The 23,128-nt window shown below is 63.6% G+C and carries 15 protein-coding genes and 1 pseudogene; 5 read left to right on the top strand and 11 right to left on the bottom strand.

Annotated elements, in window-relative coordinates:
* Positions 1-45 precede the first annotated feature (45 nt).
* The 4 genes and pseudogenes from ABWK72_RS08905 to ABWK72_RS08920 form a co-directional block, all read right to left on the bottom strand.
* A pseudogene (locus tag ABWK72_RS08905) lies at positions 46-318 on the bottom strand (MazG nucleotide pyrophosphohydrolase domain-containing protein); the annotation flags it as partial.
* Positions 315-1,193: a rhomboid family intramembrane serine protease gene (locus ABWK72_RS08910; protein ID WP_367874435.1), complete on the bottom strand. Its 879-nt coding sequence runs from the start codon at positions 1,191-1,193 to the stop codon at positions 315-317. The gene ABWK72_RS08910 and the pseudogene ABWK72_RS08905, both read right to left, overlap by 4 nt.
* A 137-nt stretch (positions 1,194-1,330) precedes the next feature.
* Entirely contained in the window at positions 1,331-2,788 is a 1,458-nt protein-coding gene (locus ABWK72_RS08915; protein WP_367874436.1) for a GTPase/DUF3482 domain-containing protein, read from the bottom strand.
* A complete protein-coding gene (locus tag ABWK72_RS08920; RefSeq protein WP_367874437.1) occupies positions 2,773-4,107 on the bottom strand; it encodes a DUF2868 domain-containing protein in 1,335 nt (444 codons plus the stop codon). The genes ABWK72_RS08915 and ABWK72_RS08920 overlap by 16 nt, the downstream gene beginning before the upstream one ends.
* Positions 4,108-4,253: 146 nt before the next feature.
* Here ABWK72_RS08920 and ABWK72_RS08925 point away from each other — a divergent pair, with 146 nt between their 5' ends.
* The 5 genes from ABWK72_RS08925 (at position 4,254) to metH (ending at position 12,771) form a co-directional block, all read left to right on the top strand.
* Complete coding sequence (locus ABWK72_RS08925) at positions 4,254-5,300, top strand: c-type cytochrome (protein ID WP_367874438.1); 1,047 nt, start codon at positions 4,254-4,256, stop codon at positions 5,298-5,300.
* A gap of 77 nt (positions 5,301-5,377) precedes the next feature.
* The gene (locus ABWK72_RS08930; RefSeq protein WP_367874439.1) at positions 5,378-7,087 is read left to right on the top strand and encodes a hypothetical protein; all 1,710 of its coding nucleotides are present in this window, start codon (positions 5,378-5,380) and stop codon (positions 7,085-7,087) included.
* A gap of 203 nt (positions 7,088-7,290) precedes the next feature.
* Positions 7,291-8,652: a succinylglutamate desuccinylase/aspartoacylase family protein gene (locus tag ABWK72_RS08935; RefSeq protein WP_367874440.1), complete on the top strand. Its 1,362-nt coding sequence runs from the start codon at positions 7,291-7,293 to the stop codon at positions 8,650-8,652.
* A 72-nt stretch (positions 8,653-8,724) separates the two neighbouring features.
* On the top strand, positions 8,725-9,822 hold the full coding sequence (locus ABWK72_RS08940) for a homocysteine S-methyltransferase family protein (RefSeq protein WP_367874441.1): 1,098 nt from the start codon (positions 8,725-8,727) through the stop codon (positions 9,820-9,822).
* A gap of 186 nt (positions 9,823-10,008) precedes the next feature.
* Positions 10,009-12,771 (top strand): methionine synthase, encoded by a 2,763-nt coding sequence (gene metH / locus ABWK72_RS08945; RefSeq protein WP_367874442.1) that lies wholly within the window; start codon positions 10,009-10,011, stop codon positions 12,769-12,771.
* Between the two features lie 17 nt (positions 12,772-12,788).
* Here the strand turns inward: metH and ABWK72_RS08950 are convergent, their stop codons facing one another.
* From ABWK72_RS08950 to ABWK72_RS08980, 7 genes are all read right to left on the bottom strand, one after another.
* The gene (locus ABWK72_RS08950; protein ID WP_367874443.1) at positions 12,789-14,177 is read right to left on the bottom strand and encodes a sensor histidine kinase; all 1,389 of its coding nucleotides are present in this window, start codon (positions 14,175-14,177) and stop codon (positions 12,789-12,791) included.
* Positions 14,174-14,842, bottom strand: coding sequence for a response regulator transcription factor (locus ABWK72_RS08955; RefSeq protein ID WP_367874444.1), 669 nt, complete (start codon positions 14,840-14,842; stop codon positions 14,174-14,176). Before ABWK72_RS08955 ends, ABWK72_RS08950 begins: the two co-directional genes overlap by 4 nt.
* A gap of 73 nt (positions 14,843-14,915) precedes the next feature.
* Positions 14,916-15,377, bottom strand: a complete 462-nt coding sequence (locus ABWK72_RS08960; RefSeq protein WP_367874445.1) for a hypothetical protein — start codon at positions 15,375-15,377, stop codon at positions 14,916-14,918.
* 32 nt (positions 15,378-15,409) lie between these two features.
* Positions 15,410-16,321 (bottom strand): DUF3616 domain-containing protein, encoded by a 912-nt coding sequence (locus ABWK72_RS08965; RefSeq protein ID WP_367874446.1) that lies wholly within the window; start codon positions 16,319-16,321, stop codon positions 15,410-15,412.
* 142 nt (positions 16,322-16,463) lie between these two features.
* On the bottom strand, positions 16,464-17,768 hold the full coding sequence (locus ABWK72_RS08970) for a DUF1552 domain-containing protein (protein ID WP_367874447.1): 1,305 nt from the start codon (positions 17,766-17,768) through the stop codon (positions 16,464-16,466).
* 10 nt (positions 17,769-17,778) lie between these two features.
* Positions 17,779-21,807 carry a DUF1592 domain-containing protein gene (locus tag ABWK72_RS08975; protein ID WP_367874448.1) on the bottom strand — a complete coding sequence of 1,343 codons (4,029 nt, stop codon included), beginning with the start codon at positions 21,805-21,807 and terminating at the stop codon, positions 17,779-17,781.
* A gap of 92 nt (positions 21,808-21,899) precedes the next feature.
* Positions 21,900-22,958 carry a helix-turn-helix transcriptional regulator gene (locus ABWK72_RS08980; RefSeq protein ID WP_367874449.1) on the bottom strand — a complete coding sequence of 353 codons (1,059 nt, stop codon included), beginning with the start codon at positions 22,956-22,958 and terminating at the stop codon, positions 21,900-21,902.
* Positions 22,959-23,128 lie beyond the last annotated feature (170 nt).

The raw sequence follows: 23,128 nt of genomic DNA on the forward strand, positions 1-23,128 counted from the left end.
GCGGCGCACCAGCTTGTCAGCGATGCCGCGGGCCACGTCGTCGAGGTTGAAGTGCCCGGCTTCCTCCGCCAATTCGCTGTGGAAGACCACCTGTAGCAGCAGGTCGCCGAGTTCTTCCTCGATGTCCTTCATGTCGCAGCGCTGGATTGCATCGACCGTCTCGTAGGCCTCCTCGATCAGATTCGAGACGAGGCTACCGTGGGTCTGCTCGGCATCCCAAGGGCAACCGCCGGGGGCGCGGAGGCGATGCATGATCGCCCGCAGGCGCTCGAATTGGAGTCCTGGCTCCTGGCAGGCGGTCATTTCAGCGTCGGTCATCGGTCGTTGCGGGATTTGCCGGCTTCGTTGAGAACTTTTTGTTCTTCGGCGGTGAGGCTTTGCAGGCCCTCCTTGTTGATCTTGTCGAGGATGCGGTCCACTTCGCTGGCGGTGTGGATATCGACGCTGGTCCGCGGGCGCAGCTTTGACTTCTGCCGCGGCTTGCGCCGGAACTCCTTCGGCCGGACGATCTTCTCCTCCGCCGCGGAAGGCTTGCCCAACAGGAAAGGGAAACGCGCCAGCAGGAAGCCCACGATCGCACCGCCGCCGAAGAGCCCCGCTGCCCCGCCACCATTCGGCCCCGGCACCAGCAGGCCGCCGGCCACGAAGACGAAGGCGATGCCCAGGTAGATCAGCGCGAACTTCCGTACCGCCATGATCACGGGCGGGAAGATCAATTGGAGCTGGGCCTTCGGATCGATCACCGCGGTGCCGACCAGGCAGCCGTAAATTCCCGCCGAAATCCCGACCAAGGCGCCGCCCGGCACGATTCCGAGAGCACCCAAGAGGACGAAGAACAGCGCCCCGCCGACCCCGCAGAGCAGGAAAAACGCCATGAAGCGCCGCGCGCCCAGCCAACGCTCGATCCACGGCCCGAAGAAATAGAGACCGATCGAATCGAAAAGGACATGCCCCGGGCTGGGCTGGATGAATTGGAAGCTGAGCAGTTCCCAAACCCGCCCCTGCGCGAAGGTGGTCGCGACGCTGAAGCCGGCCCAGCGGGCGATCGCTTGATTCATGAAGAGCCAGTCGAAAAGGAAGATGGCGATATTCGCGATCAGCAGGAACTTGGTGACCGGCGGTAAAGGTTGCCGGCCGCCGCCCGCATAGCGGCGCTGCTCATCGCGAAAGTAGTCCCTGTCGGCTGTTCCCATTCGGAGCAGGGGGTAGCATGCGATTTGCGGGACGGCAAGGGGAGCGGATGAAATCATCAATCACCAATCTTCCAATCATCAATCGAAATGCCGCTTCGCGGAGTGAGGTGAAGAGTCCTAGCCGGAGACATTTGCGGCTACACCTGCGAAGCCACTTCGGCCTCCTCCAGCGACTTCACCAGTTCGCCGAAGACTTCCGGTTCCTTGCCGCGGTCGGGCGAGCCCTTCAGGCAGCTCGCGAACCACTTCTGGAGCAGGGCGCGGCGCGGGCCGGGGAAGGTGCGCACCAGGCTTTCCTCGCCGGAAAGATCGAGTTCTGCCTTGTCCCGCCGGCCATGGGCGCGGGCGATGATGCCGCGGTGGCGCAGCAGCATCGAATCGAGGAGTATCCACGGGAAATTCGGATTGTCCGGCGGACCGGCCTCCAGCGCCTGGCCGTCGCTCTGGACCTTGCCAAGGCTGATTCCCTTGAAGCGCAGTTCCGGGAGAGCGCCGCCCTTGAAGAAGGCCGCGGACCCGCCGACGACGGCACCGATGGCGGCACCCATGAAGAAGCTATGGCCGCCCACGCCGAAATCGATGACCGCCCCAGCCGCCCCTCCGGCAGCGGCCCCCGCCGCGGTGAGCTGGCCGCGGTTGAGTCCCCACTTCCGCCATGTCTCGGCCATCGAGAGGTTCAGCCCGGAATGGCGCTCGGGGTCGACTTCGGGCTTCAGGAGGTGGTGGCGGTAGGTCGTGAGCAGGCGCCTAAGGCAGGCTTGCTCCAGATCCGCGAGCTTCTTGAAGTAGCGCACCTCGAGATCGGCCCGCTTCTTCTCGCCGCGCGAGGGCACGCTGCGGTCACGGACATCGATGGCCTCGCTGACCCGCAGTGTTAGAGACTTTTCGAGGAAATCTAGGATGGCTTCCGCCGCCTCCTCACGGCGCTCGTCCATCTCGTTCTCCATCGCCGCGATCACCCTCCGGATGTGGGTGGCATGGTGTTCTTCGATCTGGAGCAGGGCTTCCAAGAGACGACGCCGCTCGTCGAAGCGGGCCTCGTGGGCATCGAAGGTGCGGACGAGATTGAAGGCGGTGCCGAGCCGGTCGCGCCACTCGCGCTCGAGTTCGGGATTCGGCTCGCCCTGCGGATTGAGCAGGGCCAGCCGCGGCCTGCCGGTCCAGCGCAGGATCTCGATTTCAGCGAGGAAAGAATCACGCAGCGGCTTACAGGGATCAACCACGTAGATGACGCCCGCGCCTTCCATGAGGGGCTCCAGCAGGCGCACCTCGTCCGGGAAGCGCTGGCGGCATTCCCTGGTGAAGCGGAGAATCTCCGCCGGTCCCGGCACGCCCGTGTCGGCCAGTTTCTGGATCTCACGCATGGCCTCAACCGGCTGCTGGAAGCCCGGGGTGTCGAGAAAACGCATCAGTTCCTCGCCATCGTAGCGCACCGGCAGCGGCAGGACGTTGGTGGTCTCGCCCGGTGTCGCGCTGATCCGCAGGAGTTCGTCGTCGTCGATCTCCAGCAAGGTCGCGAGGGTCGCGGTCTTGCCGGCATTGACGCGACCGACGACCGCAAAGGCGGGGATTTCGTCGTTCAGCCAGCTTCCCATGCGCGGTCCTCTTCGTGGATGCTGAGCTCGACTTCAAGGCCCTTCTGGGAATCCAGGAAGGCTTCCCAAGCGGCGCGCTCGTCAGGCTTAGGCTCGGCGGGCCGTCCGGTTTTGTCAAAATCGGCGACATGGATGACGACGCGGCGGCCTCCGCCGGCCTCCAAAACCCGCCGCAGGGTCTCCTCCATGCGCCGCGGGGCGAGCGACCAGCCCTCGGCGAGCAGAATCACGCCGGCGGGGGATTTCCCGAGGGCGGTGCGGGCGGCGGCCTCGCGACCGGTGTCGAGTACGTCGAGGGTTTCCCAAGCGACCGGATTCATGCGCAAGTGGCGCAGGAAGAAGGGGCGCAGGGCCTCGCGGTCGGGGGAAATTCCACCGAGATCCAGGACCAGCGCGCCATCGGCCGGGCCTTCCGGGTCGCTGCCCCGGCGGACGCCGGTGAGCACGCGCCAGAGCTTGCGATGCAGGGGCGACTGGAAGGCGGGGTCGCGCAGGGTTCGCCATTCCTGGACCTGGGCGAAGCAAAGTAGAAGAAAGCGCGGCAGAATCCCCCAGAAGCCGAGCGCCAGCACCAGGAACATCATCCAGTTCTCCCCTCCCCCGCTCCACCCCGCCCCGCGCTGCGTGTGCACCACATCCGGCACGAAGCTCGGCATGAAGATGCTCCAGGGTGCCGAGAGCAATTTCACCGCGCCCTCGAGCAGATGCCGCATCGCCGACTGCGTACTGGTTTCCCAGAAAAAGCCGACCCGCCAGAAGAAGAACAGGGCGGTGAGAGCCACCACCGCGCCGAAGTGGAAATCGCCCGCCGCGCGCTGGACCTTCGCGGCGATCCGCCAGCCGAGCGCCTTGGCCAACTCGGGATTGCCCTCGATCCGGGCCAGCACTTCCCTGCCGTTTTCCCCAGCAAACTTCACTGCCAGTTTCTTCACCGCGGCACCGGCCAGACCGGCGCTGGTGGGACGGAAGATCCACGCGGTGAGCCCGGCCAGCAGGACCAGCCAGGGGACGAAAAGCGTGACGCAGAGGAAAACCACGACGTGGATCCCTTCCCGCTGTCGGTCGAAGCAGCCCCAAGCCGCGCCGAATCCGGCGAGCAGCGCCACCAAAGCGAGCAACCGTCCGGCCCAATTCAGGGAGTTCACCCATGAGCGCCCGGGACCGCGGCTGCCGACGGCTTCCTGCCATGCCTTGAAAGTCGCGCTGCGGGACTCGCCGGCGGCCAGATCATCCGGGCGCGAAGAACCGTCCCAAGCCGCCAGCGCGACTTCGAAATCGATCAGTTCTTCCAGTTTCCACCGCCCGCCGGAGCCGCGCATCGCGGGGAAAGTCTCTCCATGATGCGCTGATGGCCAAGGGGGAAGTTGAGGGGAGTTTTCGAGCACCCCCGGGACCTGCCTCAAACGGGTAGGTGCGTTGTCTGACAAATTCTGCCAGCATGGCCCGTCCTTGATCAGGACCATTCATGAGAAAAACCTTTCTTCTCCTGGGCCTCGGCCTGCAGCCGCTGCTTGGCCAGCACCTGCTCACTTATAACAACCGCCCGCTCGGCTCGATCGAGGAGCCGCTGGTGATGAGCACTTATCTGCCCGATCCGGGCCTCGATGCGGCGGTTTTTGCGCGGCATCACAGCAGCGCTCCGGCTCCGAAATACAATCCAGGAAAGGGCGAGGACGTCCCCGGCGAGGAGAAGCCGATCCCGGCCATCGCGGCAGCCTATGCGGTCAGCTTCGGCCCCGCTCTCGCCTACACCTTCGACTCCACCGAATGTCGGCCGCTCTACGCCTGGCAGGGTGGCTTCCTCGATATGACCTCCTACTGGGGCGATGAGAAGCGCGGCTCGCGGGTGTCCTTCGACTACATCCCGCGGCTGGTCGGAAATCTCTTCTACAAGACCTCCGGCCCGCATCCGGTCTCGATCGGCGGCAAGAGCGTGGAGGAACTCGGTGGCCCGGTTTACGTCGGCTACACGCTGCTCAAGGGCGTGCCCCGCTTCGAATTCAAGGCGGGCAATCATCTCGTGTCCGTGACAATGCGGCCCTCCAAGAAGGAGCAGTCCTTCGACGCCGAGGTGACCTGTGAACCACCGGCACCGATCGCGTGGAAGGACGGCGATTTCAGCGCGGAAGGCAACGGCAAGTTGGCCTTCACCTACACCGGCAAAACCCTAGGCACCTATCAGGGCTACAAGCTCAAGATCGACCTGCGGAAGGCCAACGTGCAGGCCGGCGAAACGCTCTACAACAGCTACGGCTGCATCGCCTGCCACTCGCTCGACGGCTCGAAGGGTCACGGCCCCTCGCTCGGCGGGCTGGCCGATGAGATGGTGGAACTCGAAGGCGACGCGAGGCCGGTGAAGGCCGACCGGGAGTATCTGTTGGAGTCGATCAAGACGCCGAACGCGAAGATCGCGAAGGGCTATCCGCCGAACTACATGCCGCCCTTCGGCATTCCCGACGTGGAATATGACTCGCTGATCCTGTTCATCCAATCGCTTTCCAAACCCGAATGACACCCAAAGCCATGAACACGACTTCGGGCGAAAGATTGAACCGCGAAATCACGCGAAACCCGCGAAATTTGAAAGGCATGGAAGAGGATCTGAAAACCGCGAATGGACGCGAATGGACGCGAATTCCGGAGCGGGATAGGGTGCATGTTTTGAAGAAGGGCACCGATCACAGGAACAGCTTCTTCAATTGGCTGTTCCCATTCGCGTCCATTCGCGTTCATTCGCGGTTAAAACTTCCAACCGAAGCTCCCTCGCGCTCCGCCAGCACCTCGTCTGTTAGATTTCCCGCTCTTTCGCGTCATTTCGCGGTTAAGCTCTTCTCCGCCCTCACCCTCACGCTGGCAGTTTCCCCCGCCGCGGAGTTCGACGAGTGCTACAAGATCGAGGACATCAAGTTGCCCGAGGGCGTTCCTCCGGAAGTGGGCGGGATCGACTTCGCGCCCGATGGCTCGATCTTCGTCGTGCTTCGCCGCGGCGACGTGATCAAGGCAGCGCCCACGAGCGACGCCAAGGCCTTCGACTGGCAGCCCTTTGCCAGCGGCTTCCACAACGGCTGCGGCATCGATGCCGTCTCAGCCACGAAGATCCGCATCACCCAGATGGCGGACATGATCGAGGTCGAGGACAGCGACAAGGATGGCAAGGCGGACCGCTACACACGCTTCGCCGCGGGCTGGGATCTGAGCGGGAATTATCACGAGACCAATACCCTGACCAAGGACGGCAAGGGCGGCTATTTCATCTCCATCGGCACCGCGTCCCACGCCGGGCCTACCTTCGAGCACGTGCTCGGCGAGTATTCCGCCGCCGGACGCCGCGGACGGAATTATGCCTCCGTAAAGTGGAAGGGCTGGATTCTCCACACCGATGCGCAGGGCAAGGTGACTCCGGTCGCCAGCGGTTTCCGCATGGCCAACGGCATCTATCAGGATCCCGACAACAACCTGTGGGCGGGCGACAACCAGGGCGACTGGAAGGCGATCACGCCGCTTTACCACGTCGAGCAGGGCAACTTTTACGGCCATCCGAGCAGTCTCGCCTGGGATCCCGCTTGGGCAGGCAAGGACCCGCTCGCGACCTATCGCAATGATCTGGATGCCTACAACAAGGCGCGCACCAAGGCAGCGGTGGAGATGCCTAACAAGGAGATCAACCGTTCCGCCGGCGAGCCGATGGAGCTCCCGCGCAACGGCTCCTTCGGCCCCTTCGCCGGGCAACTGCTGGTGCCGGACAACAACGGCGAGCGCATCTCCCGCGTGATGCTGGAGAAGGTGAACGGCAAGTTTCAAGGTGCCGTGACGCAGTTCATCCAGAACCACGGCCTGCGCTCCGGGAATCACCGCCTGCGCTTCTCGCCGGACGGCAAGCAGCTCTACGTCGGCCAGACCGTCCGCGGCTGGGGCAGCCCGGCGGAGGGCCTGCAACGCATCACTTGGAAAGGCGGCGTGCCCTTCGACATCGAGAGCTTCAAGATCACGAAGAAGGGCTTCACCCTGACCTTCACCAAGGATCTGCCGGACAAGCTGAAGGAGAAGAAGGCTTGGGAATTTTCCTCCTTCACCGTCCAGCCGAAGTGGACCTACGGCAGCGACCAGGAGAACGAGCGCAAGCACGAGGTCGCCGAGTTCAAGGTCAGCAGCAAGCGCTCGGTAGAGGTAGAGTTGGAAGACTTCGCCGCCGGGAAGATCTACAAGATGGAATTGCCGAAGGATGTGAAGTCCGGCGATGACAAGAGTCCGCTGCAGAACCGGCTGGCCTATTACACGGCGAACGAGCTGCCGAAGTAACTTCAACGCAAGCGCCCCAAACTCCGGCTTGCCGGAATCCGGCGTGGCATCAATCTCCCCGGAGTTTGCTGCCATGAAGCGGGTCACTCTCACGATCTTTCTCGCCCTCGCCTCCCAGGCGTTTTCTGAAGAGTTGCGCACATCCGGCCGCATCGCCGCCGGCACCCGCTGGGGAGACGCCTTACCACGTGATCGAGTCCGGGATGCCGGGACCCACACTGGTGCTGACGGGCGGCGTGCATGGCGACGAACCGGCGGGCGCGCGGGCGGCCGAGCAGATTCTCCAATGGCCGATCCTCAAGGGACGCCTGGTCGTGATTCCGCGGGCGAATGTCCCCGGCCTCAAGGCAGGCAAGCGGCTGATGCCGGGAGCTAAGGAGGAAGAAAGCAACCTGAACCGCAATTTTCCCAAGAGCGGCGGGGAAAACGACGCCAAGGGCGAGCTTGCGACGGAGTTGTGGCGCTTCGTCTCCAGCCAGGATCCGGACTGGCTGGTCGATCTACACGAGGGCTACGACTTCCATCAGCTCGAGCCGGAAACGGTGGGCTCCTCGATCATCGACAGCAACAGCGAGGCGAGCGATGCCGCCGCGCCCGCGATGCTCGCTGCGGTCAATGCCTCCATCACGAATCCGAAACGGAGCTTCGTGAATCTCGGTCCGCCCGTGGATGGCAGCCTGGCACGCGCCGCCGCGGAGCAGCTTGGCGCTTCGACCATGATCTTGGAAACCACCAGCCGCGACCAGCCGCTCTCGCTGCGGACCCGGCAGCACCGGACGATGGTGCGGGAACTCCTGGTAAAGCTCGGCATGCTGGCCGCAGAGCCTGCGGCGGGAATGGTCACGCCCCCTGCATTGCAGGGCCCGCGGGTGGCAATCTACGACGACAACGGCGTGGGCGGCGGACAGGGCGGACTGGAAGCCACCGTCGCCATGATCCCGGAGTCGCTCGCTTGGCGGGTGGGAGCTGCCGATGTCCAGAACGGTGCACTCTCCCAATTCGATCTCGTGATTTTCCCCGGTGGCAGCGGCAGCAGCGAGGCCAAGGCGCTTGGAGAAAAAGGCCGGGGCGAGGTGCGCCGCTTTGTCGAGGGCGGCGGAGGCTACGTCGGCATCTGCGCGGGAGCCTACCTCTCCGCTTCCAATTACGAATGGTCGCTCGCCCTCAGCAACCAGCGGACTTTCGCGGAGATGCGCGAGATCCCCGGCGAGGGCTCGAAAAGCATGTGGTACCGCGGCGACTCGGCCACGGTCAGCATGGAGCTCAGCGATGCCGGCAAGCGCATCTTCGGCGAGCTTCCGGGCGAGATCCCGGTGGTGTATCACAATGGCCCCGTGATTCCACCGCTGGGGCCGGGGGAAGTCCCGAGCTACGAGGTGCTGGCGTGGTTCCGAAGCGAGGTCTCCCGTTACGAGCCCCAGAAAGGCACCATGACCGGCACTCCGGCGATGATCTCCGCGCATTACGGCAAGGGCCGCGTCCTTGCCATCAGCCCGCACCCGGAGGCGACCAAGAGCCTCCGTCCGATGCTCGCGAAGGGCCTGCAGTGGGCGGCCGGGAAATAGCGGAAGCAGATCCCATCAACGCATCCTGATACGATGATTTGACATTCGCAGCGGCAATTCTAGCCTCCGGGCATGCCGCTACCCGACCTCACCGCTGAACTCCAGAAGGCGCTCCGCCAGCGCATCCTCGTGCTCGACGGGGCGATGGGAACGACGATCCGCAGCTACGGGCTGAGCGAAGCCGATGCCCGCGGCCCGCGCTTTGCGGATACGCCGAAGGATCTGCTGAACAACGGCGACATTCTCTCGATCACCCGGCCGGACGTCATCGGCGATATCCACAAGCGCTTCTACGAGGCGGGCTCCGATATCTGCGAGACGAACACCTTCTCCGGCACCTCGATCGCACAGAGCGAGTTCTTCGTGGAAGACCCGCGCGAGCATGGCGGGATCAAGGATCCGGAGTTCTTCCAGAAGATCATCGACGATGCGATGCTGCGCGAACTCGCGTGGGAGATTAACTACGAGTCCGCAAAGCTGTGCCGCTTGTGGGCCGACAAGGTCGCCAACGACACGGGCATCAAGCGCTACGTCGCCGGTGCGATCGGGCCGCTGACCGTTTCACTCAGCACCTCGCCAGATGCGAACGATGCGGGCTTCCGGATGGTGACCTTCGATCAGGTGAAGGAGGATTACACGCGGCAGGTGCGTGCCCTGATCGCCGGCGGCAGCGATATCCTGATGGTCGAGACGATCTTCGATGCGCTCAACGCGAAGGCCGCCCTGGTCGCGATCCAGGAAGTCTTCGATGCCGACAACGTGAAGCTGCCGATCATCGTGAGCGCGGCGGTGGGACGCGGTGGGGAAACAATGATCTCCGCCCAGAAGGTCGAGGCGATGTGGAATGCCGTGGCGCATGTGAATCCACTCGCGGTGGGGCTGAATTGCTCGCTCGGTCCGGACCTCATGAAGCCGCATCTTGAGGAACTGGCGAAGGTCTCGGCGACCAACATCTCCTGCTATCCGAATGCTGGCTTGCCGAATCCTTTGGCACCGACCGGCTTCGATCTCGAACCGCAGCACATGAATGACTACATGAAGGAGTTTGCTCTTGATGGACTTCTCAACTTGGCGGGCGGCTGCTGCGGGAATACGCCCGAACACATCGCGGCGATTGCAGAAGCCGTGAAGGGCATCGCACCAAGGGAGGTGCCGGTCTCGGAAAATTGAACCGCCAAGACGCCAAGATCGCCAAGTTTGAAGGAGGCGCTTCTTGCTTATCACCTGCAGTTCGTAACTTCCTATTTCAACGTTCCGCTCATCAAAGCTAGAATCAAACCGGTTGCCCTGAGCTATTCTGATCTCTAAAAACTTGGCGCTCTTGGCGTCTTGGCGGTTCCATTTCCCACGTCTTCCATGCCTCAAATCCCACGACTCCTCCGCCTCTCCGGCTCCGAAGTGTATAACCACACGCCGGACAAAAACTTCCTCATGATCGGGGAGCGCACCAACGTCGCCGGGTCGCCGAAGTTCGCGAAACTGGTCCGAGAGGGGAAGTTGGACGATGCGCTGGAAATCGCCCGCCAGCAGGTGGAGAGCGGTGCGAACGTGATCGACATCTGCTTCGACGACGGCCTGATCGACGGCAAGGCGATGATGGCGAGATTCCTGCAACTCGTACAAAGCGAGCCGGAGATCTCGAAGGTGCCGATCATGGTCGACTCCTCGAAGTGGGAGATCATCGAGGAAGGGCTGAAATACCTCCAGGGCAAGGGCATCGTGAACTCGATCTCGATGAAGGAGGGCGAGGAGAAGTTCATCCAACAGGCCAAGCACATCCGCCGCTTCGGTGCCGCGGCGGTGGTGATGGCCTTCGACGAAAACGGCCAAGCCGCGACCTACGAGGAGAAGATCCGGATCTGCGAACGCGCCTACCGGATCCTGGTGGACAAGGTCGGCTTCCCGCCGGAGGACATCATCTTTGACCCGAACATCCTGACCGTCGCGACGGGGATAGAGGAGCACAACAACTACGCGCTCGACTTCATCAATGCCACGCGCTGGATCAAAGAGAACCTGCCTTTCGCGAAAGTCTCCGGCGGCGTTTCTAACATCTCATTCTCCTTCCGCGGCAACAACGTGGTGCGCGAGGCGATGCACTCGGCCTTCCTCTACCATGCGACCCGCGCGGGCATGGACATGGGGATCGTCAATGCCGGGATGCTCGAAGTTTACGACGAGATCCCCAAGGAGATGCTGGAGCACGTGGAGGATGTCCTCCTCAACCGCCGCCCCGATGCCACCGAGCGCATGCTCGAATTCGCCGAGCGCTTCAAGGGGCAGGACGGCAAGAAGCTCGAAGAAGACCTGAGCTGGCGCGAGGAAGGCGTCGAAAAGCGCTTGGAGCACGCCCTGCTCAGGGGCATCGACAAGTTCATCGATGAAGACACCGAGGAAGCGCGCCTGAAATACGGCCGACCGCTCAAGGTCATCGAAGGCCCGTTGATGGACGGTATGGGCGTGGTCGGCGATCTCTTCGGGGCCGGCAAGATGTTCCTGCCGCAGGTGGTCAAGAGCGCCCGCGTGATGAAGAAATCCGTGGCCTGGCTGACCCCCTTCATGGAAGCGGAGAAGGCCGAGTTCCTCGCCGGGGATATCGCGGAGCTGATGGAGAAAGATCCGGCGCTGACCCGGGATGAAGCAATCGCTCTCGCGGGTCGCCGGCGCTCCGCGGGCCGCTTCCTGATCGCCACGGTGAAGGGCGATGTCCACGACATCGGCAAGAACATCGTCGGCGTGGTGCTGGCATGCAACGGCTTCGAGGTCACCGACATGGGGGTAATGGTGCCCTGCGACAAGATCCTGGCCCGCGCGAAAGAACTCGGCGCGGACGTTATCGGACTCTCCGGCCTCATCACACCCTCGCTCGATGAGATGATCCACGTCGCCAAGGAGATGGAGAAGGCGGGTTTCAAGGTGCCGCTGCTGATCGGCGGTGCCACTACTTCCTCCACCCACACCGCGGTCAAGATCGCCCAGCACTACTCGGGGCCGGTGGTCCACGTGCTGGATGCCTCGCGCTCGGTGCCAGTCACCACCTCGCTACTCTCGTCCGACCAGCGGGACGGCTTCGTCGCCGACAACAACGAGCGTCACCGCAAGGCGCGGGAAGCCTTCACCGGCGGACCGAAGAAGGAGACCATCGGCATTGTCGAAGCGCGCGCCCTCGCCCGCAGCACCGATTGGTCCGCCTACACGCCGCCGATGCCCGCCTTCACCGGCACGCGCGTGCTCAACAACCAATCGCTGCGCGAATTGTTCGAATACATCGACTGGACGCCCTTCTTCCATGCTTGGGAGCTGCGGGGCGTCTGGGACCGCGAGGCAGGGGTGCTGAAGACGAAGAACGAGGAAGGCGCGAAGGAGGCGGCCAAGCTGTATGCCGAGGCCTTGGAACTGCTGGAGCGGGTGATTGCGGAGAAGCGCTTCACGGCGCGCGGCATCTACGGTTTCTTCCCGGCGAACGCCGATGGCGACGATATCATCGCATGGACCGACGACTCCCGCACGACCGAGAAGGCCCGCTTCCATACCCTGCGCCAGCAACTGAAGAAGGACAGCGGCAAGCCCAACGAGGCGCTCTCCGACTACGTTTCGCCCCAAGGTGCGGGCAAGGACTACATCGGCGGCTTCGTCGTCGGCATCCATGGCGCGGACGAGTGGGCTGCGGAGCTCGACAAGGCGCACGACCCCTACAATTCGATCATGGCCAAGGCGCTGGCCGACCGCCTTGCCGAAGCCTTCGCGGAGCTGATGCACCATCGCGCGCGCGTGGAGTGGGGCTACGAGCGGCCGAATGAATTCGGCGCGAACGAACTGATCAAGGAGAAGTATCGGGGAATCCGCCCCGCGCCGGGCTACCCCGCGCAGCCGGACCACACGGAAAAGCCGATCCTGTTCGATCTACTACAAGCATCGGAGCCCACCGGGGTCGAGCTGACCGAGAGCTACGCGATGCACCCGGGAGCAGCCGTTTGCGGCCTCTACTTCAGCCATCCGGAGAGCCACTACTTCGCGATCTCGGAATTGCGGAAGGATCAGGTGGAAGACTATGCCCACCGCAAGGGCATGAGCGTGGAGGAAGCGGAGAAGTGGCTCGGGCCGTGGCTGGGGTACTGAAAGGGAATGGGCGGGCTTCAAGCCTCGCGATCCACCGGGAATATCACTTCGGCACGAAACAGCTTCTCATCGGAAAGAGTAGCGCGGCACTCCGCTCCTAACAGACCGGCACAAGCCCGGACGATCGACATCCCGAGACCGGAGTGGCCGTAGGCGCTGTGGGATTCATCCTTCCGCCAAAAGCGCTCGAAGAGGAGCGGGAGATCGGCGCGGTCGAGATCGGGAGCGGGGTTGGTCACGACGAGGATCGCCGGCGAGGCTTCGATCCGCACGACCGCGCCTTCCGGAGCATGGGAAACCGCGTTGCCCAGGAGATTTTGAAGGATCGCCCCCCAGAGCACCGGATCGGTGACAACCGTCTCTCCATCGACCTGTTTCTCGATGCGGAGACCGCGTCCGGCCGCCTTTGTTTCCACGCGCGCGATCGCGCTGGCCACGGCGGAGCCGAGATTGAGCGGATCCTTCGCCACGGGTTGGCGTCCGGCATCGGCGCGGGCGAGCAGCGCGAGCTTGTCGAGCAGGGACTCCATCTCGTTCGCCACCGTCACCATTTCCGCACATCGTTCCGGGTTCGCTTCGTCGGGCCAGGTCGCGCCAAGTTCGGCCATCGCTTTCAGTTCGGAAAGTGGCGTCCTGAGTTCATGGGCGGCATTGCTGCTAAAGCGGCGCTCGCGTTCGAAGGATGCCTCCAAGCGCTCCAGCCAGTCATTCAAGCCGACAGCCACAGGCACCAGTTCCTCGGGGATCCGGTCGGTGCCAACCCTCCGATGCAGCCCATCCGGAGGAATCGCCCTGACCTCCGCAGCCAGTTTCCCAAGCGGCTTCAAGCCACGGGCCAACCCGACACCGATCACCGGCACCATCACGAACAGCGCCAAGCCGCCCGCGACGGCGAGGACGGTGCCGAGCAAGGCAAGCTGGAGTTGCAGACCGCGCACCGGGCTGGCGACGACGAGATAGAGATCCTGATAGCGCCGCTTCTTATCGTCCTTCGGATAGAAGCGCTGGATGTAGAAGCGCGCGGGCCGGTCGTCGCCAAGCTTCGCTTCGCGGATCTTCACTTCATCGTCCTGCGGTGGCTTGCCGGATTTGCCGATCTCAATGCCCGCGGATTTCAGCGAGGGCGAGCGCATGAAGACGTCCCCGTTCATGCGGCGGACTTCGAAGTAGTCCCCTCCCCCGGTGCCGAAGCCGGCGAAGTCCTGCACCGTGAGGTCGATCTCGAACTCGCCGCCGTCGATTTCCGAGGCGGTGATCAGCGCGGTCGCCTTCGCGGTGAGGGTCTCGTCGAATTGGCTGCGCAGGAGGTGCCGCATGCCGATGAACACGCCGATGCCCGTTGCCACCAGCAAGGCCCCCATCGCCACGCAAAGGAGGATCGTGAGACGCCAGCGGATCGAGATCATGCTTCCAAGACGTATCCGAGGCCGCGGCGGGTGTGGATGAGTTGCGGAGCTCCCTGGGGCGAGAGCTTGCGGCGCAGCGAGCAAATCGCGGAGTCCACCGCATTGCTCAGCGGCCCCTCCAGTTCGGCATAAAGCCGGGCCTCGATCTGCTCGCGGCTGAGAACCTGGCCCGGCCGCCGCGCGAGGCATTCCAGCAGGGCGAACTCGCGTGCTGTTAGAAGAACCTCGGCTCCTTCGCGCTTCACGGATTTCGCGGCGGTATCGATCGCCAACGGGCCGACCTTCAGAACCGGATCCGGCTGGGCGTAACGACGGCGAACCAGCGCCTCCAGGCGCGCGGCAAGCTCCGCCAAGGCAAAGGGCTTCGTCAAATAATCGTCCGCGCCTTCGCTCAGACCGCGGACCTTCTCTTCAACCCCGTCCAGGGCAGTCAGCAGCAGCACGGGCGTGGTGATCCCATCGCGCCGCCAGCCCCGCAGAACTTCCAGCCCGTCCTTCCCCGGCATCATCCGGTCGAGCACCACCGCATCGTAGACCGTCGCGCGGCCCATCAGGTCGCCTTCCTCGCCATTCTCCGCCAGATCGACGGCATGACCCATGCGCGATAGCGCCTGCGCCAGCGTTGCGCGCAGACGGGGGGCGTCTTCCACGATCAGGAGTTTCATCGGCACCGATAGCATGATGCCGGAGGCGGGATACGTCCACCTCCGGCATGTTCAAATCTCAGCGCGGGAATGATCAATCCTTCGCTTCCTCGGTCTGCTTGAGGATCGCGCCATTGGCAGCAATCTCAAGATCGAGGTCGCGCTGCCCCGGGCGATCCACCTCCACGTGATAGGTCACGGTGCCGCCGCGGGTTTCCTTGTCCACCTCATCAATGCTGCCGAGCTTGCGCGCGGCCTCGGCGACGACTGCGGGAACTTCCGCAAGCGGGACGTCCTCCACTGTTTTGATCAGCGCTCCGCTCCCGGAAACGTAGATCTTCATGTCGCGATCCTGAGCGAATTCCGCCTCGGCAATGTAGATGGTGTTGCCTTCGATCTCGATGAGATCCACCTCGTCGATCCGGCCGTCGCGGGCATTGTCGCGGACGGTGGATTGCACGGCTTGCGGGCATTCCTCCAGGCGGATCTCGCGGAGATCGCGGGCGGAAGCAACGAAGGGAAAGAGGGCGATGGCAATGATGACTGTCGTTTTCATAGGTGTAGTCGTGTTCGATTGGAATTCGTGGATCAGCGACGGATCCGGACGGCGACGGGCTCACCGCCCTGCAGGCCGTCGAAGATCACCAGCACGTCCGCATGAGTGGCGGTCTCTTCCAGCACCAGCAGGGCCTCGGCCTTGCCGCCGTTGTGGGGCAGTGTGCCGATCTTCTCCGCCTGCGCACCGCCACCGGGCCAGTAGAGCAGGTCGAAGCGGGTGTCCGGCCCGGCGGCCATGGTCACGGGAATCTTCTTGGAGGCTTCCGCGCTGGCATTGCCAGTGAGCAGGATGAAGCCCTCCTTGAGCGCCACGATCTCGCGGAAGCCGCGGCCCTTCGGAATGGCAATCTCATGCACTTTCAGCTCGCGCGGCTTGCCGCCGAAAATCTCACCGGGAGCGATCTCGATGATCACGCCGCGGCCATCGGCATTCGGCGCACGCAGACCGAAGAACAGCTTCCCGCTGGACCAGGTGAGGCCCTCGATATTCAGGCCGTTCTGCTGGAGCGGCTTCTTCACATAGGGCGCAAGCAGCGGTGTCTTCTCCAGCCACGGTAGCAGGCTGGTGCGGCGGATCCCTTCCTTGCGCACGAGGCCGGTGCTAGAATCCACCGGGATCTGGCAGATCGAATGGCGATCCGGCTGGAAGTCGCCCTTCTTCTTGCCAAGGCCGTGCGAACCGACGGCGTAATAGGCTTGGTCGTCGGAAGAGAAGGCAACCCCTTCGATGTCCACTTCGGCCTTCTTGGTCGCCTCCACCGGCAGCGCAATCGGACGGCGCGACTCGATGCGGTGCTTCGCCCGGTCGATCTCGCCCGGCTGGATGTAAAAGGACTCATCGCTCCCCACCAGCACCTGGGTGCCGTTTGAAGTGGCGATGCCGCTCAGGTCGAGCGAGTTCTCAAACCCCGCCAGATGCCATTCTTCCGCAAGGACTTCCATGCGCCGGGAGCCCGCAGGCTCCCCCAGACAAGATGGCAGCACGAGAGCGGAGCCGAGCAAAACAATGAGGCGTGAGGCGCTGAATCGAATCATGCCTACACCTAGCCCGCGAAAATGACGACAAGATGACGGCGCTCGAAAATTACACTTCGGCCAGCGGGGACACCGCATCCCCGAATGCGGCGAGCTTCAATCCCATCTTCTCCATGATCGAGAGATGGAGGCGGCACATCTGGCGCTGCGAATCCCCGAGGTAATCGAGAACGCGCCCGCCTTGGATCTTCCCGCCAGCGCCGCCTAACAGCACCACCGGCAACTGGCTCGCATCGTGGTTGCCGTTCAGCATCGACGAGCAGAACAGGATCATTGAATTGTCGAGAAGGCTGCGCTCGCCTTCCCGGATCGCATCCAGCTTTCCAGCAAGGTAAGCGAGCTGCCCGACGAAAAACTGGTTCACCTTCAGCCAATCGTCGGTGTCGGTGTGCGACAGCAGGTGGTGGATCATGTAGTCCACGCCGAGGTTCGGGAAACGCAGCGCGGAGTGGTCGTTGTTCAGCTTCAGCGTGCAGACCCGCGTGGTGTCGGTCTGGAAGGCGAGCACGAGAATGTCGCACATCAGCCGCATGTGCTCGGCGATATCCTGCGGGATGCCATCCGGCGGGCGCGGGATATTGGGCGCGCTCAAGGTCGGTCGCCAGCCCTGCAGTTCGCCGCGCTTGCCGGCATTGGCGACCCGCTGCTCCACCTCGCGCACGGAGTCCAAATACTCGTCGAGCTTCTGGCGGTCCTGCCCGCTGATCCCGCGGCGCAGGTCCTTCGCATCCTCCAGCACGGCATCGAGCACGCTCTGGTCACCGCGGTTCGTGCTGTCCTTGAAGAGCTGATCGAAGGCCAGCGCCGGATAAACCTCCAGCGGCGTCGGCGTGGTCGGTGAGCTCCACGAAATGTGCGAGCTGTAGAGCATCGAGTAATTCTTGTGGACCGAGGGATTCGACTTCTCGCAGCCGAGCACCAGGCTGGGCAGCTTCGTCTCCCGCCCATAGTGCTGCGCGAGCAACTGGTCCACGCTCGTCGAGGACCGGATCTCACCGCCGCTGGCGAGCGGTGCGCCGGAAAGCAGGTTCCCGGTTTGGGAACTGTGGATATTTCCCTTCAACGCCTCCGCATTGTAGAGCCCGCGGATGAAGAGCATCTTCTCGCGAAAGTCGGCGAGCGGCTGCAACACCTTGCCGAGCTCCATGTCCTTGCCCTGCCCCTTCGCCCACCACTCCCGCGAATGGAAGCCATTGCCGGCGAAGAGCACGGCGAGGCGCAAGGGTGCCTCGCTGGCGGGCTCGGGGGTCTTCGGGACATCGCCCCAGACGGCCATGGATTCCAGCCAAGGGAGCGCCATGGTGACTCCGGCACCACGCAAGAAACTGCGGCGATTGAAGCGGTGAATGCTCATGGCAATGCTCTCATTCGGTGACTGGACGATCTTTTCCCCGGATCTCCCGGAACTGCGGGCTGCGGACAACCTTCCCGATGGCAATACCGACGCGCTGCCCGCCTGCCGCAAGTTCGGCCTGCATTTCGTCGAGCAGAGGCTCGTCGCTCAACAGCACCCCGCGCCCCAGTGCATAGCCTAGCAGCTTGCGGCAGAATTGCCGGGTAAAATCATCGCCGCGATCGCGCAGCAGATAGTCGCGCAAGCCACCCATCCCCGCGATCTCCTTGCCGTCCGGCAATTTCGCGGCATCCTGAACCGGCTGACCTACGAGATCCATCGTACGGAAGCGACCGATCGCATCGTAGTGCTCCAGCGCGAAGCCGTAGGGATCGATCTTCGCGTGACAACGCGCACAGGCCGGATCCTTCGTATGCAGCTCCGTGAGCGCCCGTTCGGACAAGCCCGCGGGCGGCTGCTCCGGCAGGACCGGCACATCCTTCGGCGGCGATGGCAGATGCTCGCCCAGGATCGTCTCGCAGACCCAGGTGCCGCGCAGGATCGGACTGGTCCGCGAGGCCCCGCTCTGCTTCGCCAAGGTCGCGCCGAAGCCGAGTATACCGCCGCGGCCCCGCTTGCGCACGCCTTCCACACGCCGCCACTCGGACCCCTCCACGCCCTCGATGCCGTAGTAATTAGCCAGCGCCGCATTCACGAAAGTGTGGTCTGCATCGAGCAGATCGCTCACGCGGCCGTCGTGCTGGAAGAGATCGGTGAAGAAGCGCACCGGCTCCTCGTTCAGGTCACCACGGATGCCCGCAAACTCCGGGAACACGCTCTCGCTCTTCTCATCCAGCTGGTCGAGGCCGCGCACATGAAGCCACTGCGTGCCGAACTCGATCGCCAGACGCCGCACCCGGGGGTCGGCCGTCATCCGCCGCGCCTGCTCCGCGAGCACCGCCGGATCGCGCAACTTGCCCTGTGACGCCAGCGTCAGCAATTCCTCGTCAGGCACGCTGCTCCAGAGAAAGTAGGCAAGCCGGGTCGCGAGCTCGTAATCATTCACCGGGACCGCGTCCTGCGCAGGTCCGGGCGTTTCGAGCTTATACAGAAAAGCGGGCGCGGTTAGGACGCGAGTGAGCGTGAGGCGGATGGCTTCCTCATGATCCAGCTCCTCGCTCCGGAGCTTGCGATAAAGGGAGCGCAGGGATTCCTTCTCGGCATCCCCAAGCGGGCGACGCCAGGCACGTCCCGCGAATTCGACGAGGGATTCGAGCTGCAGCGGCTCCGCGGCGATCCGATCCCTTTCGAAACCTTCGGCAGCGGTCGCAATCGGTTGGCGCAGCGGGTCGAATTCGGTAGGATCACCATCCTGGGTCGCATACTGCCAGAGCTGTTCGAAGGCATCGACGAGGCGGAGGGGCGCGAGGCTGACGAAGTTGAGTTCACGCCACAGGCGCTCGAGATCGGCGATCTCCCCGTCATCCAGAACAAGACGCCGCAGCATTTCATCCTCGCGATAAAAGAGACGCAGCGTGACCACTTCATCGACCGGGACGATCTTCGTATAGCAGAGGGCGGCGGGGAAGATGGAGTGAAATGCCTCGAATCCTTCCGCGGCGCGGATCGCTCCCGCAGCGGAGGCAAGCACCGGCATTTCTCCCGAGGCCCTGCGCACCCCGGACGCATCTGTTAGAATCACGTCGGCCACCACGCTGCCTTGATCGCTGGCTCCACGTTCGAGGCGCGCTTTCACGACGAACTCGGCACCCGAAGCGAGCTTGGCGGGAATTCGGAAATCCAAGCGCGAGGGCCCGGTGGCCGGGATGTCTTCCCCGCCCGCGCCCTTGAATGCGATGGTGCCCCACTCCAAAGGCCCTTCGATGTCCAACAGCATGTCGCGCAGCCGTTCATTCGACCACGCGGGAGCCAGCTTCCCTACCAAGAGATCCTGGACGTATTTCGCCGCGGCATCCACTTCGGAGCGCTGCTTGCCAGTGAGAACAGCCTCCTGCCACAAGGCGAGCACCGTCGCAGGCAGGTGAGATGCGGAAGTGTCATCGTTCAGCGGCAGCGCGCAGAAATGCCATACATCCGGATGTCCGGCGGCATCGGGAAGCGGATTGCTTTCGTGAATCCGATCGATGACCTCGGCGGCGAGATCCCAAGATGCGGCACTCAGCGAATCCGCAATCGTCAACGCCACCTGCGTGGTATCGCAGACGTGTTCGCCATCGCGCGGATCGACTTCGAAGGCGATCAGGTCACCCGCCTCGACCGCAAATTCCTCCGGCGAATCGAAGGTCTCGCGACCGCCATTCTGGATCACGCCTGCAGCGACGTCCCTGCGGCCTGCGCGGGTGACCTGATCCACCCGCCATGCCACTCCATTGCCGCAATTGCCATCGGCATCCGCGACCTGTCCGGACACCCGGATTTTCCCTGCAACGGGACTGCACCAGATGATCGATGCCTTCTTGTCGGGCGAAGGATGCAAGAGGACGCTGCGGCCCGGAACGGTCAGGGTGCTGAAACGCACCACCTCCTGCGATCCATTCACGGTCATGCTCGGGGTCTGCGGCGAGCCCCAGCCGCGGACAAACGGAAAGCCCCCGATACCGGCAAGCTTGCCGGTGAAATGACCGCGGATCGCGGGTGCCTTGGAGTGACCGATGTTGGTAAGTGCCGACCAGTTGGCAAGGAGCTCGGGATTCAGATCCCTCACGGCGGCGATATCCGCGAGCACGGTGCCGTCGTGCCGCACCGCGGCCAAGGCTTCGAGGTAAGCGGACGTTCGGGGAAGTTCTTTTTCCAACAGATCATCCAAGCGCTTCCCTAACAACTCAGCCTGCTGGAGAGGGATCGGTGGCAACTTGCCGCGGAGGAGACGCGGGGTCTCCCAGCGGATGACATCGCCTGCATTCCCATCACGGGCATCGCTGGTGACGAGCGAGAGCACCATATCCCCTTCCGCCCGAGCGGGCAGCTTGAGGCGCAGCTCCCTTTCCGTGGCGATCGGGGTAACGGCTTCCTGCCAGGATCTCGGGCCCTTGCGCTTTCCAATCTGGCCGATGGCATGAAAGCGCCAGAGCGAACGCTGCCAACCCTTCACCGCCTCGGCAAGGAAGGGGCCATCGGCCGGTTTCGCGTTGCGCCAGAGTTCGCGGATGCCTTCGAGCGGGTAGGATGCTTCACGCGAGTTCAGGGTCTCCCAAAGAATCTGGAGATACTTCGCCTGGAGGTTTCGCTCCCTTGCCACCTCGGCGAACTTGCCAGCGGAGAGGGCGGAGGGCTTTTCGAGGGTGGCCGCGAAGTAGTTCTCCAAAGGCAGCACACCGCCATCGAGGGTATCGAAGCGCAGCCCCTGCAAATTGAGCGCCATGCCTTCACCGGGCACCGTGTAGCGCGAGTAAATCCCGCGGATCGCCGCGAGCTTCTCCTCCGTCCAATCGCGGCGCGTGGTACTGGGCGAGAAAGCAATGCCATCCGGCAGAAGCACCGCGTGGCCCGCCACCTCCTTCGCCGCTTCCAAGTACTTCCCCACCAGCGCCGGCGACATGCCCAGCGCTGCACCGGCATTCGTGAAGCCCTCGCCCGCCGCGCCATCCACCGGGAACTCGCGCGCCGGATCTAGAGCTTCGACGCCTGTTAGATCGCGCAACGACCACGTGTACTCGGCATTCGAAAGCCGCCGCAGCACCACCGGCCCGGGATCGCCCGCATGCGCGCGGGCCCACTCCAAAAGTGAGCCCTTCGCCCAGTCCAACAATTGCTGCCGCTGTTCGGCAGAAGGCTGCCGCTTCTTCTCCGGCGGCATCTCCCCGGACTCGATCTGCTCGACCACCTGCTGCCACACCTTCGGCTCGCGCATCGCGGCGTCCAGCGTTTCGAAGCGCTCCAGATCGAGGTCGCCCTTGTGCTTCTCCGCCGAGTGACAGGAGATGCAGTATTCTTTCATCAGCGGACGGATGCCCGCGGCGAACTCCGCCTCACCCGCCATCGCGACCGCCGGCAAGAGCAAGCCACCGAGGATCCAGGAAATGAGCGGTACCGCGCTCATCGGGGGACTGGTGGCGCGGAGACTTGGCATCGGCCCTACGCTACGCCACAAGCGACCGCCTTTTGTCGGTCAAACAAAGCCCGGCTCACGCCTCAGATCCCCCGCTTCAAATCCAGATACCGCCGCATCGCCGCGATCCGGTTCTCCACCCCCAGCCGCTGGAAGACAGCCTCCAGGTGCTTCTCCACCGTCCGCGGGCTGATTCCGAGGATGATCGCGGACTCCGCGCTGGTCTTGCCCTCCGCGATCCAATCCATGATCTCGCGCTGGCGCTTGGTCAGGATGCTGACCTCCTCCTCATCGCCCGGTCCGCGCAGGCGATGCAGGAGAAAGGTCTCGCCGCTCAATTTGGGCAGGGCTGCGAACGGCAATTTCCCTCCGCCGAGATCGAATTCGAGATCACGCCAGACCGGGGTCACCGCATTCTCCCACGCCGTGTCCAGTTCCATGTCCAGCGCGGCAATCCGTTCGGCTCCCAAGTCGAAGATCGGGTCATCCGGTCCCCACCATGTCTCGGAAAGCGCCACCGCCGCATGATTGACCGCATACACCTTCCCGTCCGGCCGCACGGCGAATACCGCCATCGGCGAACTCGTGGTTCCTTCCAGCAGTTTCAAGCGGACCGAGGATTCCACATTCAGCGCCGCCACCCGGTCCAAGACGCCGCGGGCGGTCAGCAGGATCGCATCGAAGCGCTCGCGGGCCTGAAAGGCGAAAGAGCCCGCGGCCAGATAGGCATGAATGTAGGCATTCCGCCGCCGCGACACCGATACCGCCCCGAAGAGCACCTCGTTCGGTGCCAATTCGTCGAAAACCTCCTTCACGAAGCGACTTTTGCGGTAATCACCCGGTGCCGTGTAGTCGCTCATTGCGAAGCCCAAGTCGCCCGGGCGGTCGAAATCGACATTCTCCCGGATCGGATGCTCGTCGATCAGGCGGTTGACCGCAGGAAGCCTTTCGCGGAGGCGAACCGCCAGCGGACCGTGATTGGAAACCGCGCAATACCCGCTCAGGCGGCTCTTCTCGAGCACCACCACCTCGTCCGCACCGATCAAATGCGGCACTTTTGCGACCAAAAGATCGACCACATCGCCGAAATTCGTGGCGCGGTAGATGGACTGGGCGAGATCGAAGTAAGATTTTCCAAGCACGGGCAGTGGGATTCGGCTTCCAGCAAAAGAATACGTAAAGACCCGTAAGTATCAACACGCATTGTTGGATACTGCCATGTGTGGCATTACAGTGGTCATTCACGGCAGCGCATCGCAACCCCGGCGCGCGGCACGGTGTCAGTTTTCCAAGCTTTCCCTGGGGGGGAAAA

The organism is Luteolibacter sp. Populi, assembly GCF_040801775.1.
In the GTDB taxonomy this organism is placed as follows: Bacteria; Verrucomicrobiota; Verrucomicrobiia; order Verrucomicrobiales; family Akkermansiaceae; genus Haloferula.